Origin of the sequence: Streptomyces sp. NPDC096012 (genome assembly GCF_040426375.1) — a bacterium.
Classification (GTDB): Bacteria; Actinomycetota; Actinomycetes; order Streptomycetales; family Streptomycetaceae; genus Streptomyces.
In genome coordinates this window covers 52,045-71,014 of record NZ_JBEOTD010000030.1, presented here as the reverse complement: position 1 = coordinate 71,014, position 18,970 = coordinate 52,045, and the positions used below count along the sequence as shown (strand labels likewise).

Genomic DNA, 18,970 nt, shown 5'->3' with positions numbered 1-18,970 from the left:
GGAGAAACCCATGCGGAACGTTCCCGCGCAAGCAGACCCGCGACCACCCGCGCACGACGTCGTCGTGCTGGGGGTGACGGCCAGCGACGCGCACGCGGTGGCCAACCAGCTCATCGCGCACGACCTGCGCGCCGAGGGCTACACCGTGATCAACCTCGGCGTCTGCACCCCCGTGTCGGAGTTCGCCCGCACCGTGCGGGAGAACCCCGGCGTTCTCGCCGTGGTGATCGGCAGCCTCAACGGGCACGCCCACCACGACCTGCGCGACCTGCCCGCCGCCCGCGCCGCCGGCGACCTGCCCTGCCCCGTCGTACTGGGCGGCAACCTCTCGGTGGGCAGCCACAAGGACCCGAGCGCGCTGGACAGGCTCCGCCGGCTCGGCGTCGACCACATCCTGACCGACCTGGACCAACTGCTCCCGTTGCTGCGCGAACTGGCCCGGCGGGCCGCGCAGCCCCAACTCCCCGAAGCCGTATGATCCGCGACACGCACCGCCCCGCAGCCGCGCGCCTCGCGGCCGACGTCGCCGACGCGGACCTCCCCTCGCTCGCGGACACCGTCCGGCACGTCCGCACCCGGGGTACGCCGACCGTCCGCGACGTCCTGGCCCGGTCGGTGGAGGACCGGGTGGTGGCCATCCAGCCACGGTGCGGGGTGGGCGGCCACACCGAGATGCTGGAACTGCTGCGCGCCCTGGACACCGGCGCGCAGCCGGACATCCTCACCGTCACCATCGACTCCCACACCCGCTTGGGCCGCTTCGAGGAGGCCACCCGGCTGGCCGCCGCCGACCCGGCCGCGCTCAACGGCTACCCGTTGGTCGCCCACGGCTGGCGGCGCGGCCGGGAACTCGTGGAGTCGGTGTCCGTGCCGGTGGAGATCCGGCACGGCTCCCCGGACGCCCGGCGGCTGTTCCGCGTCGCGATGGCCGCGGGGGCCACCTCCTTCGAGGGCGGCGGCATCTCCTACAACCTCCCCTACTGCAAGGACGTGCCGCTCGCCGAGTCCCTCGCCCACTGGCGCGAGGTCGACGCCATGACGGGCGATCTGACACGCGCCGGGCTCACCGTGGACCGCGAGTTCTTCGGCACCCTCACCGGAGTGCTGACCCCGCCGTCCATCAGCCTGGCCATCGGCGTCATCGAAGCCGCCCTCGCCGCCGCCGAGGGCGTCACCTGCCTGTCGGTGTCCTACCCGCAGGGAGGCAACGTCGCCCAGGACGTCGCCGCGCTGCGCGCCGTCCCCGAGCTGGCGCGGCGCTACCTGCCGACGGACGTCGAGGTCTACCCGGTGCTGCACGAGTTCATGGGCGTCTTCCCGGCCCGGCGGGCCCACGCCGAGCAGCTGATCTTCCACGGGGCGCTCACCGCCAGGCTGGGAGGCGCGGCCAAGCTCGTCACCAAGACCCACCAGGAGGCGCTGGGCATCCCCGACGCACAGGCCAACATCGACGGCATGCGCCTGGCCGCGGTCGCGAACTCACCGCTGCTGGACTTCGTCACCGTCGACGCCGAACGGGTCGAGGAGGAACTGGCCTGGCTGCTCGACGAGGTCGACGACCTGGTCGCCCCGGTGGTCGGCGCGGCCGACCCGGCACGTGCCGTCGTCACCGCCTTCGCCGACGGCACGCTCGACGTCCCCTTCAGCGCGAGCCGGTACGCCCGCGGTGACGTGCTGCCCTGCCGGGACGCCTCCGGCGCCGTCCGCTACGCCGTGACCGGTGCGCTGCCCCTGTCCCGCGCCGCGCTGAAGCGGCACCGCGACGGCCTCGGGCTCGCCGACGGTGCGCACTCCATGCGAACCCTGGTCGAGCGGGTCACGCGCGACATCAACCACTTTCCGCGCCTCTTCGGCGAGAGCGGGCCGTAGAAGCCCCCAGCACGTCCGTGCCGTCCGGCGCCGCCGGCCGCATCTCGTGCAGGTCGTGCACCGCGGCGGGCCGGACACGGACCGCCTCCCATCCCTCGGGGGGCTCGGCACCCACGTGGTAGGTGATGCACGCCTCGGTCGCCCGGCGCGTCTCCTCGCACACCCGGACCTGCCCCCGGGGAGCCATCGTCAGCAGCCGGAAACCCCGGTCGAGCGCGCCGCCCGTGACGGTCGGGACACCGCCCGGCGCCGCCGGGGGTGCCAGCAGGGCCTCACCGGTGGCCACGGCGACGTTCACTTCCACGGCCGGGGCACCGGCCGCCGGACGGCCGCCGCCGAGCCGTTCCAACAGGGCGAAGGCGGCGCGCACGGCCCGGGTGGCGTCGTCCCGGCGGGAGTGGTCGGCGCCGAACACGGCACAGAACAGCGGCGCCGCCGCCGATGCCACGACGCCCCCGTAGCGGGCGCTCTCCTGCCGCAGCACCGCCCCGGCGTCCGCGAGGGTCCGCTGGACGCCGTCCGCGCCGTGCTCGTCGGCCAGGTCGTGGCGGACCCACAGCAGGACGACGCTGACCCGTCTGCGTCCGGGCTCCGCGCTGTGCCGCCGGTGGTCGGGATCCATCCGCGACACCGTGCGGCTCGCGGGCGCGTCACCGGGGGCGTCGGACGGGTGCGGCCGGCCCACCGGCTGCTGTGCCACGAGGGACGCGACCCTCAGGCGCTCGGGCGTGCCTCGGCGCTCGACCGCCGGGGAGGCGGGCCCGTCCAGGCTGTCGGCGTGCTCCAGGATGGCACGTTCCAGTCGCCGGAGTTCAGGCGACGGTTCGAGGCCGTACTCCTCCACGAGCTCGTGCCGGATGCGCCGGAACACCGACAGTGCCTCGGTCTGCCGGCCGCACCGGTAGAGCGCCAGCATGAGCTGGGCGCTCAGCCGTTCCCGCAACGGGTTCTCGGCGACGGCCAGCTGCAAGGGGCCCAGGACCTCGTGGTGGTCGCCCACCGTCAGTCCGGCTTCGGCGTACTCCTCGAAGGCGCTCAGCCGCTCGCTCTCCAGACCGGCCAGTTCGGGCCAGTTCAACCCGTCCTCGGCCATGTCCGCCAGCGCCGCCCCCCGCCACAGCCCGAGGGCCCCGCGCAGCGTGCGGGCCGCCGCCGTGTGCCGGCCCGCACTCGCCTCGGCCCGCCCCTGCTCGACGGCTTCCCGGAACCGGAACAGGTCCACGGCCCGGGGATCGACGCGCAGCTGGTATCCCGGAGCACGCGTGAGCAGGTACGCCCGGGTGTCCGGGTCCCCCTGGGCGAGGTCGAGCCGCAGGCCGCGGACGGCGTTGCCGATCATTTTGCGCGCGGTACGGGGAGTCTCGTCCGGCCACAGCACGTCGAGCAGCTTGTGCGTGGCCACGACCCGGTTCGCGTTCAGCAGCAGACAGGCGAGCAGTCGACGTTTGATCACTCCGCCGAGCGGAACGGGCGTGCCGTCCACGCTCGCCTGGAGAGAACCCAGTATTCGGAATTCCACTTCCACTCCACCTCCGCTGGGAGAACCCCGTCGGCCGCGGCACCCGAGGCCGGGGCGCGGGTACGACCACTACCTCAGGACCAGGGGTTGGTGGTGGAGTGCAAGAGGCTGTCGTCGGCCCGGGCGGCGGAGACGTGCTGCGGCTTGGCGGCGGTCCCGGCGGCCGTCACCGCTCCCAGCAGTGCGACGGCGGTGGCGATGACGGCGGCGGCGATCCTGACGGACGCGCACCTGCCCGCGAAGTTCCGCTTCATGGCTGCTCCCTCACTTGTTCCCCCGCGGTCGGCTGGCTCGAAAGGAAGGTACGGGATACTGCAATCCCGTTCCTTTGACGCCGCTATCTCCGCCGAATACAGCTGCTGTCAGTCACGAGGGAAGGACGCCTCGATGCCGTCCCGCGCGGCGACGGCCGGTTCGCCGGAGGCCGTGGCGACAGTGTGCGTCGTCCCCTGCTTTCACGATGGGCGTTTCTGACAGGGGATTGAGCAGCTTCCGCGGGCCCGGGCGAGGGGCTGTGGCGGCGAGGAGAAGGGGCGGGTGCTGTCCTGCGGCGGGGTCTGACTCCTGAGATGCCCGACCGGAGTGTCCTGCTCACACCATGTCGACCACCGGCCGGGGGCGGGGCGTTGCCGGTCTCCGGCTGACCGGGCGTGCCTCGACAGGGGCCTGCCGGAAAGGCGCCACCACGATTCTGTCCGTCCGCACGGTCCGGTGCCGGCTGGAGATAAACCGTGGGCCTGAATGGGAACGAGCGTGATCGCACACCTTCCGCTTCGCGTTCTCGTCGCCGCCGGCATCCTGGGTCCCTCACCGGGTACCACCTGGCACATGTCGTAGAAGCCGTCCACGGCCGTCCATCGAGTCTTGTGCGGACATGAATGTCCGGTTTCGCGGTCCTGCGCCCGCAGGGTGTGCACGGCGGTGGTGATTCGCGCGTGGCACCTGAGAGCACGACGAGGCCCCCAGCTCCTTGGGTTCTGGTCTGGTCCGGCGGCATGGCTGGCGCGATGGTGCGTACGGCGCTCAGGTGCTGGGGCGGTCGGGTCGCGTGGTGCCATGCCGCTTCCCGTGCTTCGAGGAAGGTACGCCCTCCGCGTCCCGTCCCGAAGGCCGATCCACACGTCATGAGCAGTGGTCACTGTGCGGACGCCGGTCGGGCTTGCCTGCGTGCAGGGGTGGGCTCCTCCCCGTAGGAGGAGCCCACCCCTGCACGGGATGGGTGAGGGGTTATTCCGTGCGCAGGCCCGCTGGACGCATCATGCGCAGCAGCGGCGGCAGGCTGAGCAGCGTGACCATGCCGACCACGGCCGCGCCCACGCCGGTCATGGTCAGGACGCTCGCCCAGTCCATGGTCACCGGTGTACGGGTCATCTTCAGCAGTACTGCGCCGAGGGTGACGCCCACCGTCGTGGCCAGTACGAGACCGAGGCCGACCGGGAGGGCTGTCTGCCACAGGACGGACAGGCTGAGCGTGCGACGCCGGGTACCGAAGGCGACCAACGCCGAGAGCAGGTTCCTGCGTTCGCGCAGCTGCTCCAGTTGGGAGACCAGCAGGCTCGCTCCGATCAGTGCCAGCACGAAGGCGGAGCCGACGAACAGGCCGGTGCGGATGGAGGTGTACTTGGCGTCCTCGTGGGTCGCCGACCAGCCGAAGGTCTGTGCCAGGGGGTCGATGCGGGCGGCGACGTTGCGTATGTACTCCCGTGCGTCCGGCACCGAGGGGTCCAGACGCAGGTAGACACCGTCCGAGAACACCGCGGGCGCGGCCTTTCGGGGCAGGGCGGCGGGGGTGACCAGCAGACTGGTGTAGTCCTGCAGTGAGTCCTTGCGCACGTTCACCTCCCGGATGTTCGCCGGAACGGTCCAGGGCACCTCGAGGCGGCGTTCGGCGCCGTCGTACGACGGGTCGATGTAGAGCCGCCGACCGGGCTTCACCAGGGAGATTTCGGATGCGTTGCTGGGGTCCGAGTAGCCGGCCCGCGTTCGCGTGATGAACACGTCGCCGTCCTTGCAGGAGGGCAGTGTGGCGAGCTCGCGCAGGGCGGCACAGCTACCCACGGTCAGGCCGTTGCTGTTCTCCGGGTTGCGAGGTGAGTCCCCGTACTGGGAGCGGGCCAGGGCCACCGCGGCCCGGACCCCCTTGGCGCCGGTGAATTCGCGCTCGATGCCGGGCAGCGGCTTGCGGTCGCTGAAGGCGACCTGCATCTGGACCCGGTTGGGGTCCCTGCCGGTGTTCTTGGTGTACTGGCTCTGCGTTCCCGTGAAGAGCATCTGCAGCGCGATGGCCCCGGCCACCGCCACGGCGATGCCGTTGACCATGCGGGCGGCCGTGCCACTGCTCAGCTGCAGCCGTCGCACGGCCAACTGCCAGGACAGCGAGCCCTTGCCGAGCCGGACGACGACTGCCTCCACGACCCAGGGCAGCAGGGCGGTGATGCCGATCAGCAGCATCAGGACGCCGCCGATGACGAGGTACTGGTTGAAGTTTCCGTTCTTGTGGCCTTGGCCGATCATCGGGTAGAGCATGGCGAGGCCGGCGAGCGGCGGCAGCAGCCGCCACCACAGCCGGCGGCGGCGCTGCTTGGCCGCGCGCACGACCCCGAGGGGTTCGACGGTCACGCCGCGCATCGCGAGTAGGGTGACCAGCACCGCGGCGACCGGCACCGCGACCGCGACCAGTGCGGCAAGTGCGGGAGTGGGGTCGAGGTAGCTGGGCCAGACGCTCACGCCCAGCAACTCGCCGGCGCCCAGCTTCTGGCGGCCGAGCAGGAACAAGCCGGTGCCCACCGCCAGCCCGAGCAGGGCTCCGGCCAGCGCCTCGCCCGCCGCGATCCGCCGGGTCATGTGGCTGTCCGAGCCGACCAGGCGCAGCGCGGCCAGGCGCCGGTCGCGGCGCTCCCCGCCGAAGCGGACGGCGGCGGCGATGAACACCGCGACCGGCGTCAGCAGTACCACGAACACGACCAGGACCATGAGCAGCAGCACAGGATCGGTCTTCTCGGGCGTCGCGTCCGGTTTGCCGAACTTGGTCAGCCGCGTCACCAGGGAGGTGTCCGTGCGCTTCAGCCCCGAGGCGCCCGCGTAGTAGGCCAGTTCGTGCGAGCCGATCAGTCCGCTCTCGCCGATCGTGCCGGTGATCTTGTACGGCAGCCGTTCCCGCAGCAGTTTCGCGTCGTCCGAGGCGAGCAGGTCCTTGAGCGCGGGGGAGACCACCATCTCGCCCTTGCTCGGGAAGCGGTCGACCCCGGGCGGCAGCGGCGCCCGCCTGCCCTCGGGTTCGACGAACCGGCCCAGGATGTCGTCGTCGTGCCAGGTGGTGTCGGCGTCGGCGATCAGGAGCGTGTTGTCGGCCTTGGGCGGGACCTTACGGGCGTACACGTTGGCGTAGCGGGCGTCCTCCACCGTGCTGCGGGACGTGAACACGTTGGGCATCGCGGTGCACAACAGGAGCAGAGCCACGCCGAGGCCGACGCCGACCGCTGTCAGCGTCAGTCGGATCCAGCCCTCGCGGCCGCCGGTGACGGCGAACCGGGCTCCCATGGCCAGGTCTCTGGACCACTGGCGCGAACTCATACGGCGCGCTCCATGTCCCGGGACCTGCCGTCACGTACGACGACCTCGCGGTCGGAGTAGGCGGCCACCCGGGCCTCGTGCGTGACGAGCACGACGGCCGCGTTGGTGGAGCGGGCCGCGCCGGTGAGCAGTTCCATCACGCGCTCACCGTTGTAGGAGTCGAGCGCGCCGGTCGGTTCGTCGGCGAACAGCACCCGGGGGCCGGTGACCAGCGCGCGGGCCACGGCGATGCGCTGGCCCTGGCCGCCGGAGACCTCGCCGGGCCGCTTGCCCTTCAGGTCGTCGACCTCCAGGCGTTCCATCCAGCCGAGAGCCGCCCGCTCGGCTTCCTTGCGGGAGGCACCGTTCAGCCTGAGCGGCAGGGCGACGTTCTCCACGCATGTCAGTTCCGGCACGAGCTGCCCGAACTGGAACACGAAGCCGAACTCGGAGCGGCGCAGTCCGCTGCGCTGGGCGTCGCTCATCGTCGTCACGTCACGCCCGTTGTAGATGATCGACCCGGAGTCGGGCGGCAGGATGCCTGCGAGGCAGTGCAGCAACGTCGACTTGCCGGAGCCGGAGGGGCCCATGACGGCGACGACCTCGCCGGGGCAAATGGAGAACTCGGCGCCGTCGAGGGCATGGGTGTGCCCGTAGGTCTTGCGCAGGTCCTGCGCGATGAGCAGGGAACCAGGGGGAGAAGTCGTCATCGAGCCACAGCCTCACGGAGTTTGTCGAGTCGGGCGGCGGTCAGCTCCAGCCAGCGCAGGTCCGCCTCCAGATGGAACAGGGCGTGGTCGCAGATCAGCTGGTCCGCCAGATCGCCCCTGCGTTTGCGGTCGGTCAGGATGCGCATGGTGCGCAGGTGTTCGGAGCGTTGAACGTCCAGGATGCCGGCGGCGTCCCGCTGGGTGAGCAGCGCGAGGACGACTTTGGTGTAGAGGGCCGACTGGAGGTATTCCTCCGGCTTCTGTGGGGCCGCGAGCCACCGCTCCACGTCGGTGATGCCGGCGTCGGTGATCGCGTAGCGCTTGCGCTCCGGGCCGCCGCCGGCCTCGATCCCGTCGACCTCGACGAGGCCGTTCTTCAGCAGCCGCGACATTGTCGAGTAGACCTGGCCGTAGTGCAGCGGCCGGTCGTGACCGAACGTCTCGTCGAAGGCCCGCTTCAGGTCGTAACCGTGGCGCGGACCGGACTCCAGGAGCCCCAAAAGGGTGTGACCGATGGACATGACCCGCACTCTACACACCGTGTATACGCGGCGCGTATACGCAGAGTGTGTAGTTCATGACGAGGTTGTATGACAGCGCAGGTGAGGGAGCCGGGAACTCCGATCGTCACGGTTCGGAAACGGGCAGTCAGTTGCCTCGTCTGCTCATGACCCGCCTCGAACAGCTGTAGGTCGACCGGCGAGGCGCCCGGCCGGTCGGGCGGAGAGCCGCGGTCCGAGACCTTGCACCGTCACGGCCATCTCCTCGGAGACCATGTCAAGGCCGCCGGCCAGGCCGTCCGCGACTCGGCGAGGTCGTCCGGGCTGTCGAAGGTGGCGTTGGGGCCCGGTCACGCCAACCAGGTGCGCTCGTGCGAGGGAGGCGTGGGACGTGGGTTTGTAGACAGTACTGTCGCGGAGCAGCGCGAACAGCACGCTGCTCACGTCGGTCCACGTCTGCATCGACCGGAGCAGCTCGATCTCACCGGTGCGCCCCGCAAAGGCACGCCGTCGTAGCTCACTCAGCCGCTGCTCTCCGAGGACCCATCCGCCGCCGTGGAAGAAGATCGTCACGGGCGGCGGCCCGGAGCGCGGGACGGTGGCGGGGGCATGACTGTTCCCATCTCTGCAAGTCGCAGGAGTGGAGCAGCGGCAGCGTGATGCCGTCCGCGCTGAATCGCCGGCCCTGGCTGCCCCGTCGTATCCGTCCTGGATGTGGGCCTGCCGGTGGCGGTGCGCTGCGTACGGTCAGCGGGCGATCGAGATCGCGAAGGGTGTGAAGCCGGTGGACCGGATGACGTGCGGGACGAAGAGGATCGCGGCCTCGGTGGCGCGGGCGGTCTGGATTCCGCCGAGGTCGGTGATCCACTCCTGGTGCCAGCCGAGGTCGGTGAGCAGTTCACGGACGGTTTGCTTGGCCTGCGGGTCGTCGCCGGAGAGGAACGCGGTCGGTGTCCGGGTGAGCGTGGCCGGCGCGGTCATCACCGGGAACAGCATGGTGTTGAGGGTCTTGACGACGCGGGTTTCGGGGAGCGCTTGCTGGAGTTGCTCGGCGAGGCTTGAGCCGGGGTAGATCAGGTCGGCGGGCAGTCCGTCCGGTCCGTCGAGGGTGGCGTTGGAGACGTCGACGAGGATCTTGCCGCGCAGTTCCTCCCGTAGGGCGGCGAGCCGGTCCGGCGAGCCGGCTCCCGGGGTGGCGTTGATGACGATCCGGGCCGGCCGGGCAGCGTCGGCGGCGGCGCCCGGCGTGCGGTCCGCGACGCTCACCTCATGCCCTGCCCGGGTGAGGGCTGTGGCCAGGTTGCCGCCGACGCGGCCGTTTCCGAGAACTGCGATCGTGGTCATGATGATGTGGTCCTTTTCGTGGGCGCGGGTTGTGACGCGCGGTCAGCGTGAGAGCGTGGCGACGGCCTGGGCGTGGACGCCCGGGGCGGCGGCCAAGAGGCTTTCGCTCTGTGGGGTCCAGGGGCGGCCCTGGGCGTCGGAGATCTGTCCGCCGGCCTCGGTGACGAGCAGTGCGCCGGGGAGCAGGTCCGCGCGGGCGCCGGCGAACTGCCAGAAGGCGTCGATGCGGCCGGCGGCCACGTTGGTCAGGTGCAGGGTTGCGGGCACGGCGGTGCGCACGACGAGCGCGTCGAAGAGCATCGCGGTGATCGAGGAGCCGACGCGTCGCACGACTTTCTCGTCCTCGTCGGGCCGGGCCTGGCTGGTGGCCACGATGCTCAGGCCGAGGTCCGCGGTCTGGGAGACGTGCAGCGGCCGGCCGTCGAGGTGGGCGCCCGCGCCGGTGAGCGCGGTGTAGGTCTCGCCGGTCAACGGCAGGTGGACCGCGGTGAGCACCGGCTGGTTGTCTCGCACGAGGGTGGCGGTCACCGCCCACTCCGGCAGGGCGTGCAGGTGGTTGACGTTGCCTTCGGCCGGATCCACGACCCACCATTCGCCGGGCGGCAGCGCCCCGCCGTCGAGCTCGTCCTCCACCCAGCCGGCGTCCGGGCGCAGGCCCGTGAGGCGGGGGCGCAGGATGTCGAGGGCCGTGTCGTCGTTGGCGGCAAGGGCGCGCATCAGCTCTTCGCGGGTCTGGTAGCGGACCACCTCGCCGAAGCGCTCGCGCAGCGCCGAACCGGCCTCACGCACGGCGATCGCGGTCTGGGCGAGCAGGTCGGCGTCGGAGGCGGCGACGTCAGTGGTCTGAAGCGTTTCGGACATGGTGAACTCCCTTGTGAGTAGGAGGAGATGGAGCCGTTCGAGCCGGACTGTGCGCTCGGTTCAGCGCCCTGGTCTCGAAGGTATAGAGCCCCTTGATTGACTTCAAATGCATGTCAGGCACGGCTAGGATTACTCGCGTGCAATTGGATTTGAATCTGCTGGCCGCGCTCGACGCGCTGCTGGAGGAGGGCAGTGTGGCCGGGGCGGCCGCACGCATGCATGTCACCGCCCCCGCGATGAGTCGGAGCCTGGGCCGAATCCGTCGCACCACCGGGGATCAAATCCTGGTGCGCACCGGCCGCACGATGACCCCGACGCCGTACGCGATCGCCGTCCGGGAACAGGTGCACGAGCTGCTGCACCAGGTCCAGGGGGTGCTGGCACCGAGCCGTGAACTCGATCTGGCAACGCTGGAGCGCACCTTCACACTCCGCTGGCACGATTCCCTGGTCGCCCTGGGCGGCCCCGCGCTGCTCTCGGCCGTGCGCGGACAGGCGCCGGGCGTGCGGTTGCGCTTCGTCGCGGAATCGAGCATCGACACACCCGAGTTGCGGCGTGGAGAGGTCGATCTGGAGGCGAACGCCAACCGGCCGAGCGCACCGGACATTCGTGCCGAGAAAGTGGGCGAGACCCACCTCGTCGTCGTGGTGAGGCAGGGGCACCCGCTCACTCGTGTCAGGACCGTCACCGCGAAGCGGTACGCCGCCGCTGAGCACGTCACCGTCTCGCGACGCGGAAACCTCAGCAATGCCCTCGACGACGCCCTCGCGCGGCTCGGCCTCACCCGCCGCGTGGTGGCGACCGCGCCCACGGAAGCTGCCGCGTTGGAGTTCGCGTGCGGCTCCGATCTCCTGATCAGCGTCCCCGAAGCCACCGCGCGGTCCGCGGTCGCCGACCTCGGCCTCGTCGTGCTCCCCCTCCCGCTCGAACTGCCGTCGGCACCCATATATCTGTCGTGGCATCAGCGCTACGACACCGACCAGGCCCACGCCTGGCTGCGCGGGCTGGCGCGAACCGCGCTCGCCCTGCGAGGAGCGTCGTAGGCGGCGCCGTCCGGCCGCTTCACCCATGCGTCACGCGACCACCTCGACGCCGCAGGCCGGCCGGTGCACCCGCGTCAGATCACCGGCCCCCGGCGGTAGGCACGACCAAACTGAACGGGGTCGCGAAGCCCGCGTGCCTCAGCGGCGTGACATTCATGGACTCCAGCGGGATCAACGTCTTCGTCGCCGCCCACCGGTGCGTGAGCGACGCTCAGGGGTGGCTGCGTATCGCGGGAGCTCAAGGGTCCGTGGTGCGTCTGACGCGACTGGTCGGCATCGGCCAACGGCCGCGTTCAGGACACTCTCCGGGGTGCGGTGCGTCACCGGGCGGCGCTCTCAGGAGGGACTCGGGGGGTAGGCCGTTGCGGCTCTTCGCTGCGGGTCGGGTCTGGTTTCGGGCGGCCGGCTGCGATTGCCGTGCCAGTCCAGTAGCAGGACCGTGGCGTCGTCCTTGAGGCTGCCATGGCAGGCGTCGAGCACCGCGGCGGTCAGGCTCCGGACGGCTTCTCGCGGGTGCAGCGCGCGGGTGTCGTGAACAACCGAGGCCAGGTCGACGGCCGCGGCACCGCGCTCCTGCATGCCGTCGGTGAGCAGGACCAGGCGGTCCCCGGGACGCAAGTGCAGTTCCTGTAGGCGGTAGGTGGTGGGCGCGGCCACACCGAAGGGCAGATTGACGGCGAGTTCCACCTCTTCGACGGCGTTGTCACGCAGCAGCAGCGGCCGAGGGTGGCCGGCGTTGACCAGTTCGCACAGGCCCGTTTCGAGGTCGACGCACAGCAGCTGTCCGGTGGCCAGGCCGCGGCCGTGGCTCAGCAGGGCCTCGTGCGCGTGGCGGGCCTGATGGAGGGCGTCACAGCCGCTGCGACGTGCCCGCCGCAGCGCACCGACCAGCAAGCTGGCCAGCAGCGCGGAGTTCGTGTCGTGACCCATCGCGTCGGTGATCGACAGGTGCAGGGTGTCGCGGTCGAGGGTGTAGTCGTAGGTGTCCCCACCGATGTCGTCGGCCGGTACCAGCCCGGCGGCCAGAGTGAACTGGGCGGCCTCGCAGCAGGGGGCCGAGGGCAGGAGTTGGTGCTGGATCTCCGCGGCCAGGCTGGTCTCGGTGGTGCGCCCGCCCAGGTGGTACAGATCGGTGAAGCGGCGGTCCGTGACGATGATGTAGGCCAGCGCGTGGGCCGCGTCGCGGACCTGGCGCAGCACGGTGTCGTCTGCGGACTGCAGGCTCACCTCCAGGACGCCGATGCAGTCGCCGCGGTTGGTGACCGGCGTGATGACGCGCCGTCCGCCCTGCCCGTCCGGCTCCACATGCTGACGCTGGCTCTGCAGAACGCTGTCGTAGACGCTGCCCTGCAGGTCGATCGGCTCGCCAGGGTCGGCGGGCTCATCGCCGGCCGCGGCGAGGCGTACCAGCCGCTGGCCGATGAGGTCGACGAACAGGAAGGACACGGTCTCGGCACCGAACCGCTTCTGCAGGTCGTGTGCCACGACGTCGACGGACTCACCGGGCGGGGCTGCTTCCGCCGCGGCCAGCAACTCGCCCAGTTCCAGGTCTCCACCCTTCACAGCAACCTCCTGTCGGTTGCCCCACCTTCTTCCCCGAGTCTGCGCAACCTCACCTGATCTGCCTGTTCTGCCTGGTCAGGACAGCGGGCCAGATCGGTACGAGCAGGCCCCGGGACCGTCAGGCGGCGGGAACGTTCACGGGGTTTCCCGACCTCGCGCGTGCTGGATCCGTACTCCGCGAGGTGGCTACCAGCGCTATCCGCCGGTTGGCGGGAGACGTCGTACCCTCATGTAGCGATTGGGGAGAGGCGGGGCGCTGACCTGGGGCTTCCTGCCAGGTGGTCCCGATGCCGGAGGAAGGGATGGCACCGGCTCGGACGGGCGGTTGTCGCCGGGCAGCCTTGCGACGACAACCGACCGGGCTGAGTGGGGCGCACCGGCCTCGTGCGGCCTGCGGATCACCGGCTTTCGTGAGCTCCAGGAGGGCCAGGCCGTGACGTTCGACGTCACCCAGGGCCAGAAGGGTCCGCAGGCCGAGAACATCAACCTGGTCTGACCTCGCAGACCTGCCCGAGAGGTTGCGCACGCCGCGTCAGGTGGCCGCCGCCCTTGCAGGCGGATGACGACCAGCGCGACGAGCACAGGCGAAAGTCGATTGGGTCGATTCCGATCGGTGCCGTACAGTTCACCGTACCGACGCGGGGTGGAGCAGCTCGGTAGCTCGCTGGGCTCATAACCCAGAGGTCGCAGGTTCAAATCCTGTCCCCGCTACTCAAACGTGAAGGCCCGGCATCCACCGGGCCTTCACTGCGTGTGTGCCGGTTCGGACCTGGCTCTCGGCGAACAGGGCACCGCGGTCGCAGAAGGCGTCAACGCACTGGGCTGCACCGAGGCCGTACGCCGCCTCAGCCACCGTGCTCACGGAATCGTGGGTCTGACACAAGGCGGCAATCCGTTTACACGGCACAGCCTGCCGTCCTGCCGGCAGGCTGCTCCGACGGATCAGACCCCGCCGACCATGGACAGACAGCAGGGACATGGGCATCGCTGGTTTCCTGGCTGGTTTTCGGTCGTCCCGATCAGTGGCGCGATCCCAGTAGCTGGCCGCCTCGCGCCGATGCGGTGCCCGCGCTCAGTAGCGGAGTGTCGGCGACGGCTGAAACGTTTCAAGCGTCCCCGACAGCGGAGGACGACAAGAGTGCCGTCAGTAGTTGGTGAGGCGGAAGGAACAGCCGACGGCCTTGATGCGATGCCAGACGGTCACGAGCACGGTGATGCCCAGAGGGAGTGCGCCTGGTGTCGGCGGGCATCTCGCTCACAGCTGTGCTTCGCCGTCGGGGCGGGGTGCCGGAACGGCCGGAACGCCGGTGTCGTCGTCCGTCCCGGTATCGAAGGCGTCGAGGGGGCTTCAGCGCACTCACCCAGCATGCGCCGGCACGGTCGAATCGCCGGCGGATGACTTTCACGGGATCTGCCGGTCACCCGGCGGACACAGATGGTTCACCGGGCGCGCGTGGGTAACCCGACAGATGGCTCCCACCGGCCGCGCAGAGCACCGGCCGGCGGCGGCCCAGAGCCACCCGCGCTGGAGGAACCTCGTGAACGGCGAATCGACCACCCCATCCTGCGAGACGCGCTTCCCCGCAGTCACGGCGAGCATCACGGCCGCCCGGCACTGGGTCCGCGACTGCGTGGAAGGTTTCGGCGGCCCGCCGCGCCGGCACCGGATGATCCAGACCGCCGAACTGCTCGTCTCGGAACTGATCACCAACGCCATCCGCCACGGCTCCGGCCCGCCCCTGATCAAGCTCACCTGGAACGGGCGGTGGCTGCGCATAGCCGTCAGCGATTCCAGCGACCGCTGGCCCCGCAAGCGCGCCACCGCGAACACCGAGCCCGGCGGCTTTGGCATCCAACTCCTCGACCGACTCGCCCGACGCTGGGGCGTCACCCCCCGTCACCCCGGCAAAACGGTCTGGGCCGAACTCAGCCTCGACTCCTGAGCGCGGTGCGGAGCTGACCACCAACAGCGTCGTCCACGGCGCCGGCTCGGGCACGCTGCGGATCAGGGCCGAGCGCGACCGGATCGTCTGCGAGGTCCACGACGGCGGACAACTGAACGATCCCCTGGCCGGTCGCCACCCGTCCCGTCCCACGCAGCCCGGCGGCCGGGGACTCCTACTCGTCCACCCACTTGCGGACCTCGTCCGTGTCCACACCGGCCCCGACGGCACTGACATTCGCCGCCACCTCCCCGGCTGACCACGACAACGCGGCGGGCCCCGCCCACCCACTCATGTGTTTTCGACGACTCCTCATGTGGGGTGCGGTCCCACCCTGACCTGCTGAGGTGGCTGCCGACCCTGTGCCCGACCTCGGTGCCGGAGGCGCCGCGGCCGGAACGGGACCGTGCTGCCGGGCTGTGGCTCAGGCGTCGATGATGACGGGGATGATGAGGGGCTTGCGGCGGTGGGTGCGGAACGCCCAGTTCGCCACGGCGCGGGCGAGGAGTTGTTCGAGTTGGCGCGCGTCCCCGACGCCTTCCTCGGCGGCGGTGGCCAGGGTCTTCTCGATGACGGGGATGACAGGCTCGAAAGTGGTGTCGTCGTGGACGAAGCCGCGGGCCAGGAAGTCGGGGGCTTCGGCGAGGGCGCCGGTGTCCGCGTCGACGATCGCCACCACCGTGACCACGCCTTCCTCCGCGAGGGTGAGGCGGTCCTTGAGGGACGCCTCGGTGGCGCCGCCGACTTCCATGCCGTCCACGTAGACGTTGCCGGCGGGGACCTTGCCGGTGATGGACGCGCGCCCGTCGACCAGGTCGACGACGACGCCGTCCTCGGCGAGGACGACCCGGTCGGGGTCGACACCGGTACGGATGGCGAGGTCGCCGTTGGCCCGCAGGTGGCGCCATTCGCCGTGCACGGGCATGACGTTGCGGGGCTTGACGATGTTGTAGCAGTAGACGAGTTCGCCGGCGCTGGCGTGTCCGGAGACGTGCACCTTGGCGTTGCCCTTGTGGACCACGTGGGCGCCCCACCGGGTGAGTCCGTTGATCACCCGGTAGATGGCGTTCTCGTTGCCGGGGATCAGCGAGCTGGCGAGCAGGACGGTGTCGCCCTTGCCGATGCGGATCATGTGGTCGCGGTTGGCCATCCGCGACAGCGCGGCCATCGGTTCGCCCTGGGAGCCGGTGCACACCAGAGTGACCTTGTGGTCCGGCAGCTTCTCCAGCTCCTTCGTGCTCACGACCAGACCGGACGGGACCTTCAGATAACCCAGGTCACGGGCGATGCCCATGTTGCGGACCATCGACCGGCCGACGAAGGCGACCTTGCGGCCGTGCTGGTGCGCGGCGTCCAGGACCTGCTGGATGCGGTGCACATGGCTGGCGAAGCTGGAGACGATGACCCGTCGCGGCGCGGTGCGCATCACCTGCTCGATCGCCGGGTTCAGCTCACGCTCGGAGGTGGTGAAGCCGGGTACTTCGGCGTTGGTGGAGTCGGTGAGGAACAGGTCCACGCCCTCCTCGCCGAGGCGGGCGAAGGCACGCAGATCGGTGATGCGGTCGTCGAGAGGGAACTGGTCCATCTTGAAGTCGCCGGTGTGCAGCACCATCCCGGCCCGGGTGCGGATCGCGACCGCGAGACTGTCGGGGATGGAGTGGTTGACCGCCACGAACTCGCAGTCGAAGGGCCCGAAGCCACGCCGGTCGCCCTCCCGCACCCGCACCGTGCGCGGCCGGATGCCGTGTTCCTTGAGCTTGGCCTCCAGGAACGCCAGCGTCAGCTTGGAGCCGACGACGGGAATGTCGGACCGCTCGCGCAGCAGGTACGGCACGCCACCGATGTGGTCCTCGTGGCCGTGGGTGAGGACAACGGCCACGACGTCGTCCAGCCGGTCCCGGATCGAGGTGAAGTCCGGCAGGATCACGTCCACGCCGGGCTGGGTCTCCTCGGGGAACAGCACGCCGCAGTCGACGATGAGCAGCTTGCCCGCGTGCTCGAAGACGGTCATGTTGCGGCCGATCTCACCCAGGCCGCCCAGGGCGATGACCCGCAGCCCTCCTTCGGGAAGGGGCGGGGCGGCTTTCAGTTCGGGGTGCGGATGACTCATACCCTGACGGTACCCGGAGAGCGGGACAGGATGATCCACTGCCTGCGGGACCTGAGCCCTCGATACGAACCGCCGCCGACGACGTACTGCCGCTCGCCGACCGCTGGCCGGTGATGGTCCGCTGCTGATGCCGAAGGGTCTGTCCCGACAGGGGCGTGCCTGACCAGGCGCCGACACTGTTCCGACCGTCCGTGCGGTTGGTGCCAACTACGCGATGAGCCATCGGGTCGGAAGCCGGCTCCATCGGGGCGGCCCGGGCCCGCTGCATGCTGGCCCAGGATGTGGAACGACGTGAACCGGCCCTGCCCGACCGAACCGAACCGTCGCCGGCGCGGGAAGTCGGATCCGCGCGATGCCCAGAACGCGGCCAACGAACGCCGCACCCAGGAGGGCAGGACCCGCCGTGAGATCATCCGATGCCTCAAGCGGTATGCCGCCCGCGAGGTCTTCGACCTGGTCAGACCGGTTTCTCGCGCCCCCGCGTTATAGGGGCGTCCGTGACAGCCCGGTGATAAGGCGAGGCCACGCCGGGGAGCATGCAGTCGATGGCTCATCCAGCACGGCACCCTGAAGAGCCCGGGGCTGGAAAGCATGAATACTCCCTTGGACTACCTGCCAGGCGGACGCAACGGAGCGAACCGTGCCGTCATCTGTGACGTGGACGGATGGGCGCGAACCAACTACGACCCGGCGGCCATGAACAGCGCCACCGACGATCCGAACTGCGACGAGTTCACCTTCAACGCCTCCTACAACAGCGGCGGACAGCCAGCCAGCCTCGACGGACTCAACCCCGTCTCCACCGGCGCCGAATGCACGCAGACGTACGCGCAGATGGACAACGGAACTATCCGTCTCAGAAACCTTCCCGGAACGATGCCCAGTTTCAGGGAGGTATGCGGAAGGTCTTCCATCTCCGGGGTCCAGAACAGCGGATCCACGGCAGCCTTTTCCGCAGGATTCGCCAAGAAGATGCGTCTCATGGACAGGGACGCCTACTGGCTGAACACCGACATCAAGGGTGACTGTGCTACTGGAACCGGAACCTTCATGCACTGCACCATGACCACGAACTAGAAACTCGAAAACCAGCTAGGGCGGCTGGTCTACCAGCCGCCCTTCGCATGTCACATGAACGGATCCAGTAGCAGCGCCATCGGGAGATCGCCCGACTCGACCGCCCCTCTGGGAATCTTCAGATCAGTGTGCTCGCCGACTGACCTCCACACGGCGGCATGAAGCCCAGCAGAACTCTGCTCCACAAAAGCCCGCCACGCCTCCGGAGAAGAAAACTCATCCGGGTCCGGCCACACGGCGCCATTGCTCCGCATCCGGCTGTTGAGGTGGTGAGCCCTACTGGACTCACCACCCGGAGCAGGACCCGCCAGGCTGTGCCGGAACTCTGCCCGGAGAAGGCCACCCTCACCAGGTGCGTAGAACAACCACGACGGCTGCACCGCGACATTCGCATACAGGCACACGAACTCCTCACCATCGTGAGGGACCACAAACCCGTTCCCGTCAGCCCAGTGCTGATACCAGGCGCACACCCCGGAATCCTCCAGGACGTACGACCACTCACCGGACGTGCCGTACATGCAGGGTGTCCACGGGGCATCCACGGACAGAGAATCAAAATCACGGTAGTGCGCACGTATGCCGATCTGGTCATCTCCAGCACCCATGCGCCGCAGGAGGTCCTCCACCGGAAGACCACGCACAGCGGTCAGCGACACTCCGCCACGCATACCGGGACCACCCATCGGTTTCTCGAAGCAGTGGCCGCCAAGCCACTCGATGCTGTCACTCACTTCAACTCCTGTTCGGGTGTCACGTCGGCGATGACGGCATTGCGTACGGCTGCCGAGACGGTCGGGGCGAAGGCGTCGGGGGAACCTCGGACGCCGTACCTCGACTCGCCGTCACGAACATATAGTCCACGTATCGTCGCAGTTC

Annotated in this window: 16 protein-coding genes, 1 tRNA gene and 2 pseudogenes; 9 read left to right on the top strand and 10 right to left on the bottom strand. The window is 69.9% G+C overall.

Annotated elements, in window-relative coordinates:
• Positions 1-10 precede the first annotated feature (10 nt).
• The gene (locus ABVB68_RS25930; RefSeq protein ID WP_353603535.1) at positions 11-478 is read left to right on the top strand and encodes a cobalamin-dependent protein; all 468 of its coding nucleotides are present in this window, start codon (positions 11-13) and stop codon (positions 476-478) included.
• Positions 475-1,869 (top strand): methylaspartate mutase, encoded by a 1,395-nt coding sequence (locus ABVB68_RS25925; protein WP_353603534.1) that lies wholly within the window; start codon positions 475-477, stop codon positions 1,867-1,869. The genes ABVB68_RS25930 and ABVB68_RS25925 overlap by 4 nt, the downstream gene beginning before the upstream one ends.
• Here the strand turns inward: ABVB68_RS25925 and ABVB68_RS25920 are convergent.
• From ABVB68_RS25920 to ABVB68_RS25885, 7 genes are all read right to left on the bottom strand, one after another.
• Complete coding sequence (locus ABVB68_RS25920; protein WP_353603533.1) at positions 1,829-3,388, bottom strand: AfsR/SARP family transcriptional regulator; 1,560 nt, start codon at positions 3,386-3,388, stop codon at positions 1,829-1,831. The genes ABVB68_RS25925 and ABVB68_RS25920 overlap by 41 nt on opposite strands.
• A 74-nt stretch (positions 3,389-3,462) precedes the next feature.
• Positions 3,463-3,642 (bottom strand): hypothetical protein, encoded by a 180-nt coding sequence (locus ABVB68_RS25915; protein WP_353603532.1) that lies wholly within the window; start codon positions 3,640-3,642, stop codon positions 3,463-3,465.
• A 973-nt stretch (positions 3,643-4,615) separates the two neighbouring features.
• The gene (locus tag ABVB68_RS25910; RefSeq protein WP_353603531.1) at positions 4,616-6,961 is read right to left on the bottom strand and encodes an ABC transporter permease; all 2,346 of its coding nucleotides are present in this window, start codon (positions 6,959-6,961) and stop codon (positions 4,616-4,618) included.
• A complete protein-coding gene (locus tag ABVB68_RS25905) occupies positions 6,958-7,650 on the bottom strand; it encodes an ABC transporter ATP-binding protein (RefSeq protein WP_353603530.1) in 693 nt (230 codons plus the stop codon). Before ABVB68_RS25905 ends, ABVB68_RS25910 begins: the two co-directional genes overlap by 4 nt.
• Complete coding sequence (locus tag ABVB68_RS25900) at positions 7,647-8,171, bottom strand: PadR family transcriptional regulator (protein WP_353603529.1); 525 nt, start codon at positions 8,169-8,171, stop codon at positions 7,647-7,649. Before ABVB68_RS25900 ends, ABVB68_RS25905 begins: the two co-directional genes overlap by 4 nt.
• A gap of 726 nt (positions 8,172-8,897) precedes the next feature.
• Positions 8,898-9,494, bottom strand: a complete 597-nt coding sequence (locus ABVB68_RS25890; protein WP_353603528.1) for an NADPH-dependent F420 reductase — start codon at positions 9,492-9,494, stop codon at positions 8,898-8,900.
• Between the two features lie 42 nt (positions 9,495-9,536).
• The gene (locus ABVB68_RS25885) at positions 9,537-10,355 is read right to left on the bottom strand and encodes a 3'(2'),5'-bisphosphate nucleotidase CysQ (protein WP_353603527.1); all 819 of its coding nucleotides are present in this window, start codon (positions 10,353-10,355) and stop codon (positions 9,537-9,539) included.
• Between the two features lie 137 nt (positions 10,356-10,492).
• On the opposite strand from ABVB68_RS25885, the gene ABVB68_RS25880 reads away from it, so the two are divergent.
• Both ABVB68_RS25880 and ABVB68_RS25875 read left to right on the top strand, forming a co-directional pair.
• Positions 10,493-11,398 (top strand): LysR family transcriptional regulator, encoded by a 906-nt coding sequence (locus ABVB68_RS25880; RefSeq protein ID WP_353603526.1) that lies wholly within the window; start codon positions 10,493-10,495, stop codon positions 11,396-11,398.
• A 131-nt stretch (positions 11,399-11,529) separates the two neighbouring features.
• Positions 11,530-11,676 (top strand): annotated as a pseudogene (locus ABVB68_RS25875) (STAS domain-containing protein); the annotation flags it as partial.
• A gap of 58 nt (positions 11,677-11,734) precedes the next feature.
• Here ABVB68_RS25875 and ABVB68_RS25870 read toward each other — a convergent pair.
• Positions 11,735-12,961 carry a PP2C family protein-serine/threonine phosphatase gene (locus tag ABVB68_RS25870; RefSeq protein WP_353603525.1) on the bottom strand — a complete coding sequence of 409 codons (1,227 nt, stop codon included), beginning with the start codon at positions 12,959-12,961 and terminating at the stop codon, positions 11,735-11,737.
• Between the two features lie 391 nt (positions 12,962-13,352).
• On the opposite strand from ABVB68_RS25870, the pseudogene ABVB68_RS25865 reads away from it, so the two are divergent.
• The 4 genes and pseudogenes from ABVB68_RS25865 to ABVB68_RS25850 form a co-directional block, all read left to right on the top strand.
• A pseudogene (locus ABVB68_RS25865) lies at positions 13,353-13,457 on the top strand (cold-shock protein); the annotation flags it as partial.
• 141 nt (positions 13,458-13,598) lie between these two features.
• Positions 13,599-13,672: transfer RNA gene (locus tag ABVB68_RS25860), tRNA-Met, on the top strand.
• Positions 13,673-14,499: 827 nt separating this feature from the next.
• Positions 14,500-14,904, top strand: coding sequence for an ATP-binding protein (locus tag ABVB68_RS25855; protein WP_353603524.1), 405 nt, complete (start codon positions 14,500-14,502; stop codon positions 14,902-14,904).
• Positions 14,807-15,163, top strand: coding sequence for an ATP-binding protein (locus tag ABVB68_RS25850; protein ID WP_503006241.1), 357 nt, complete (start codon positions 14,807-14,809; stop codon positions 15,161-15,163). The genes ABVB68_RS25855 and ABVB68_RS25850 overlap by 98 nt, the downstream gene beginning before the upstream one ends.
• Before the next feature lie 165 nt (positions 15,164-15,328).
• Here the strand turns inward: ABVB68_RS25850 and ABVB68_RS25845 are convergent, their stop codons facing one another.
• A complete protein-coding gene (locus ABVB68_RS25845) occupies positions 15,329-17,014 on the bottom strand; it encodes a ribonuclease J (RefSeq protein ID WP_353603523.1) in 1,686 nt (561 codons plus the stop codon).
• A gap of 603 nt (positions 17,015-17,617) precedes the next feature.
• Here ABVB68_RS25845 and ABVB68_RS25835 point away from each other — a divergent pair.
• A complete protein-coding gene (locus ABVB68_RS25835) occupies positions 17,618-18,091 on the top strand; it encodes a hypothetical protein (RefSeq protein ID WP_353603522.1) in 474 nt (157 codons plus the stop codon).
• A 50-nt stretch (positions 18,092-18,141) separates the two neighbouring features.
• On the opposite strand, the gene ABVB68_RS25830 is transcribed toward ABVB68_RS25835, so the two are convergent.
• Complete coding sequence (locus tag ABVB68_RS25830) at positions 18,142-18,825, bottom strand: hypothetical protein (protein WP_353603521.1); 684 nt, start codon at positions 18,823-18,825, stop codon at positions 18,142-18,144.
• Between the last annotated feature and the right edge of the window lie 145 nt (positions 18,826-18,970).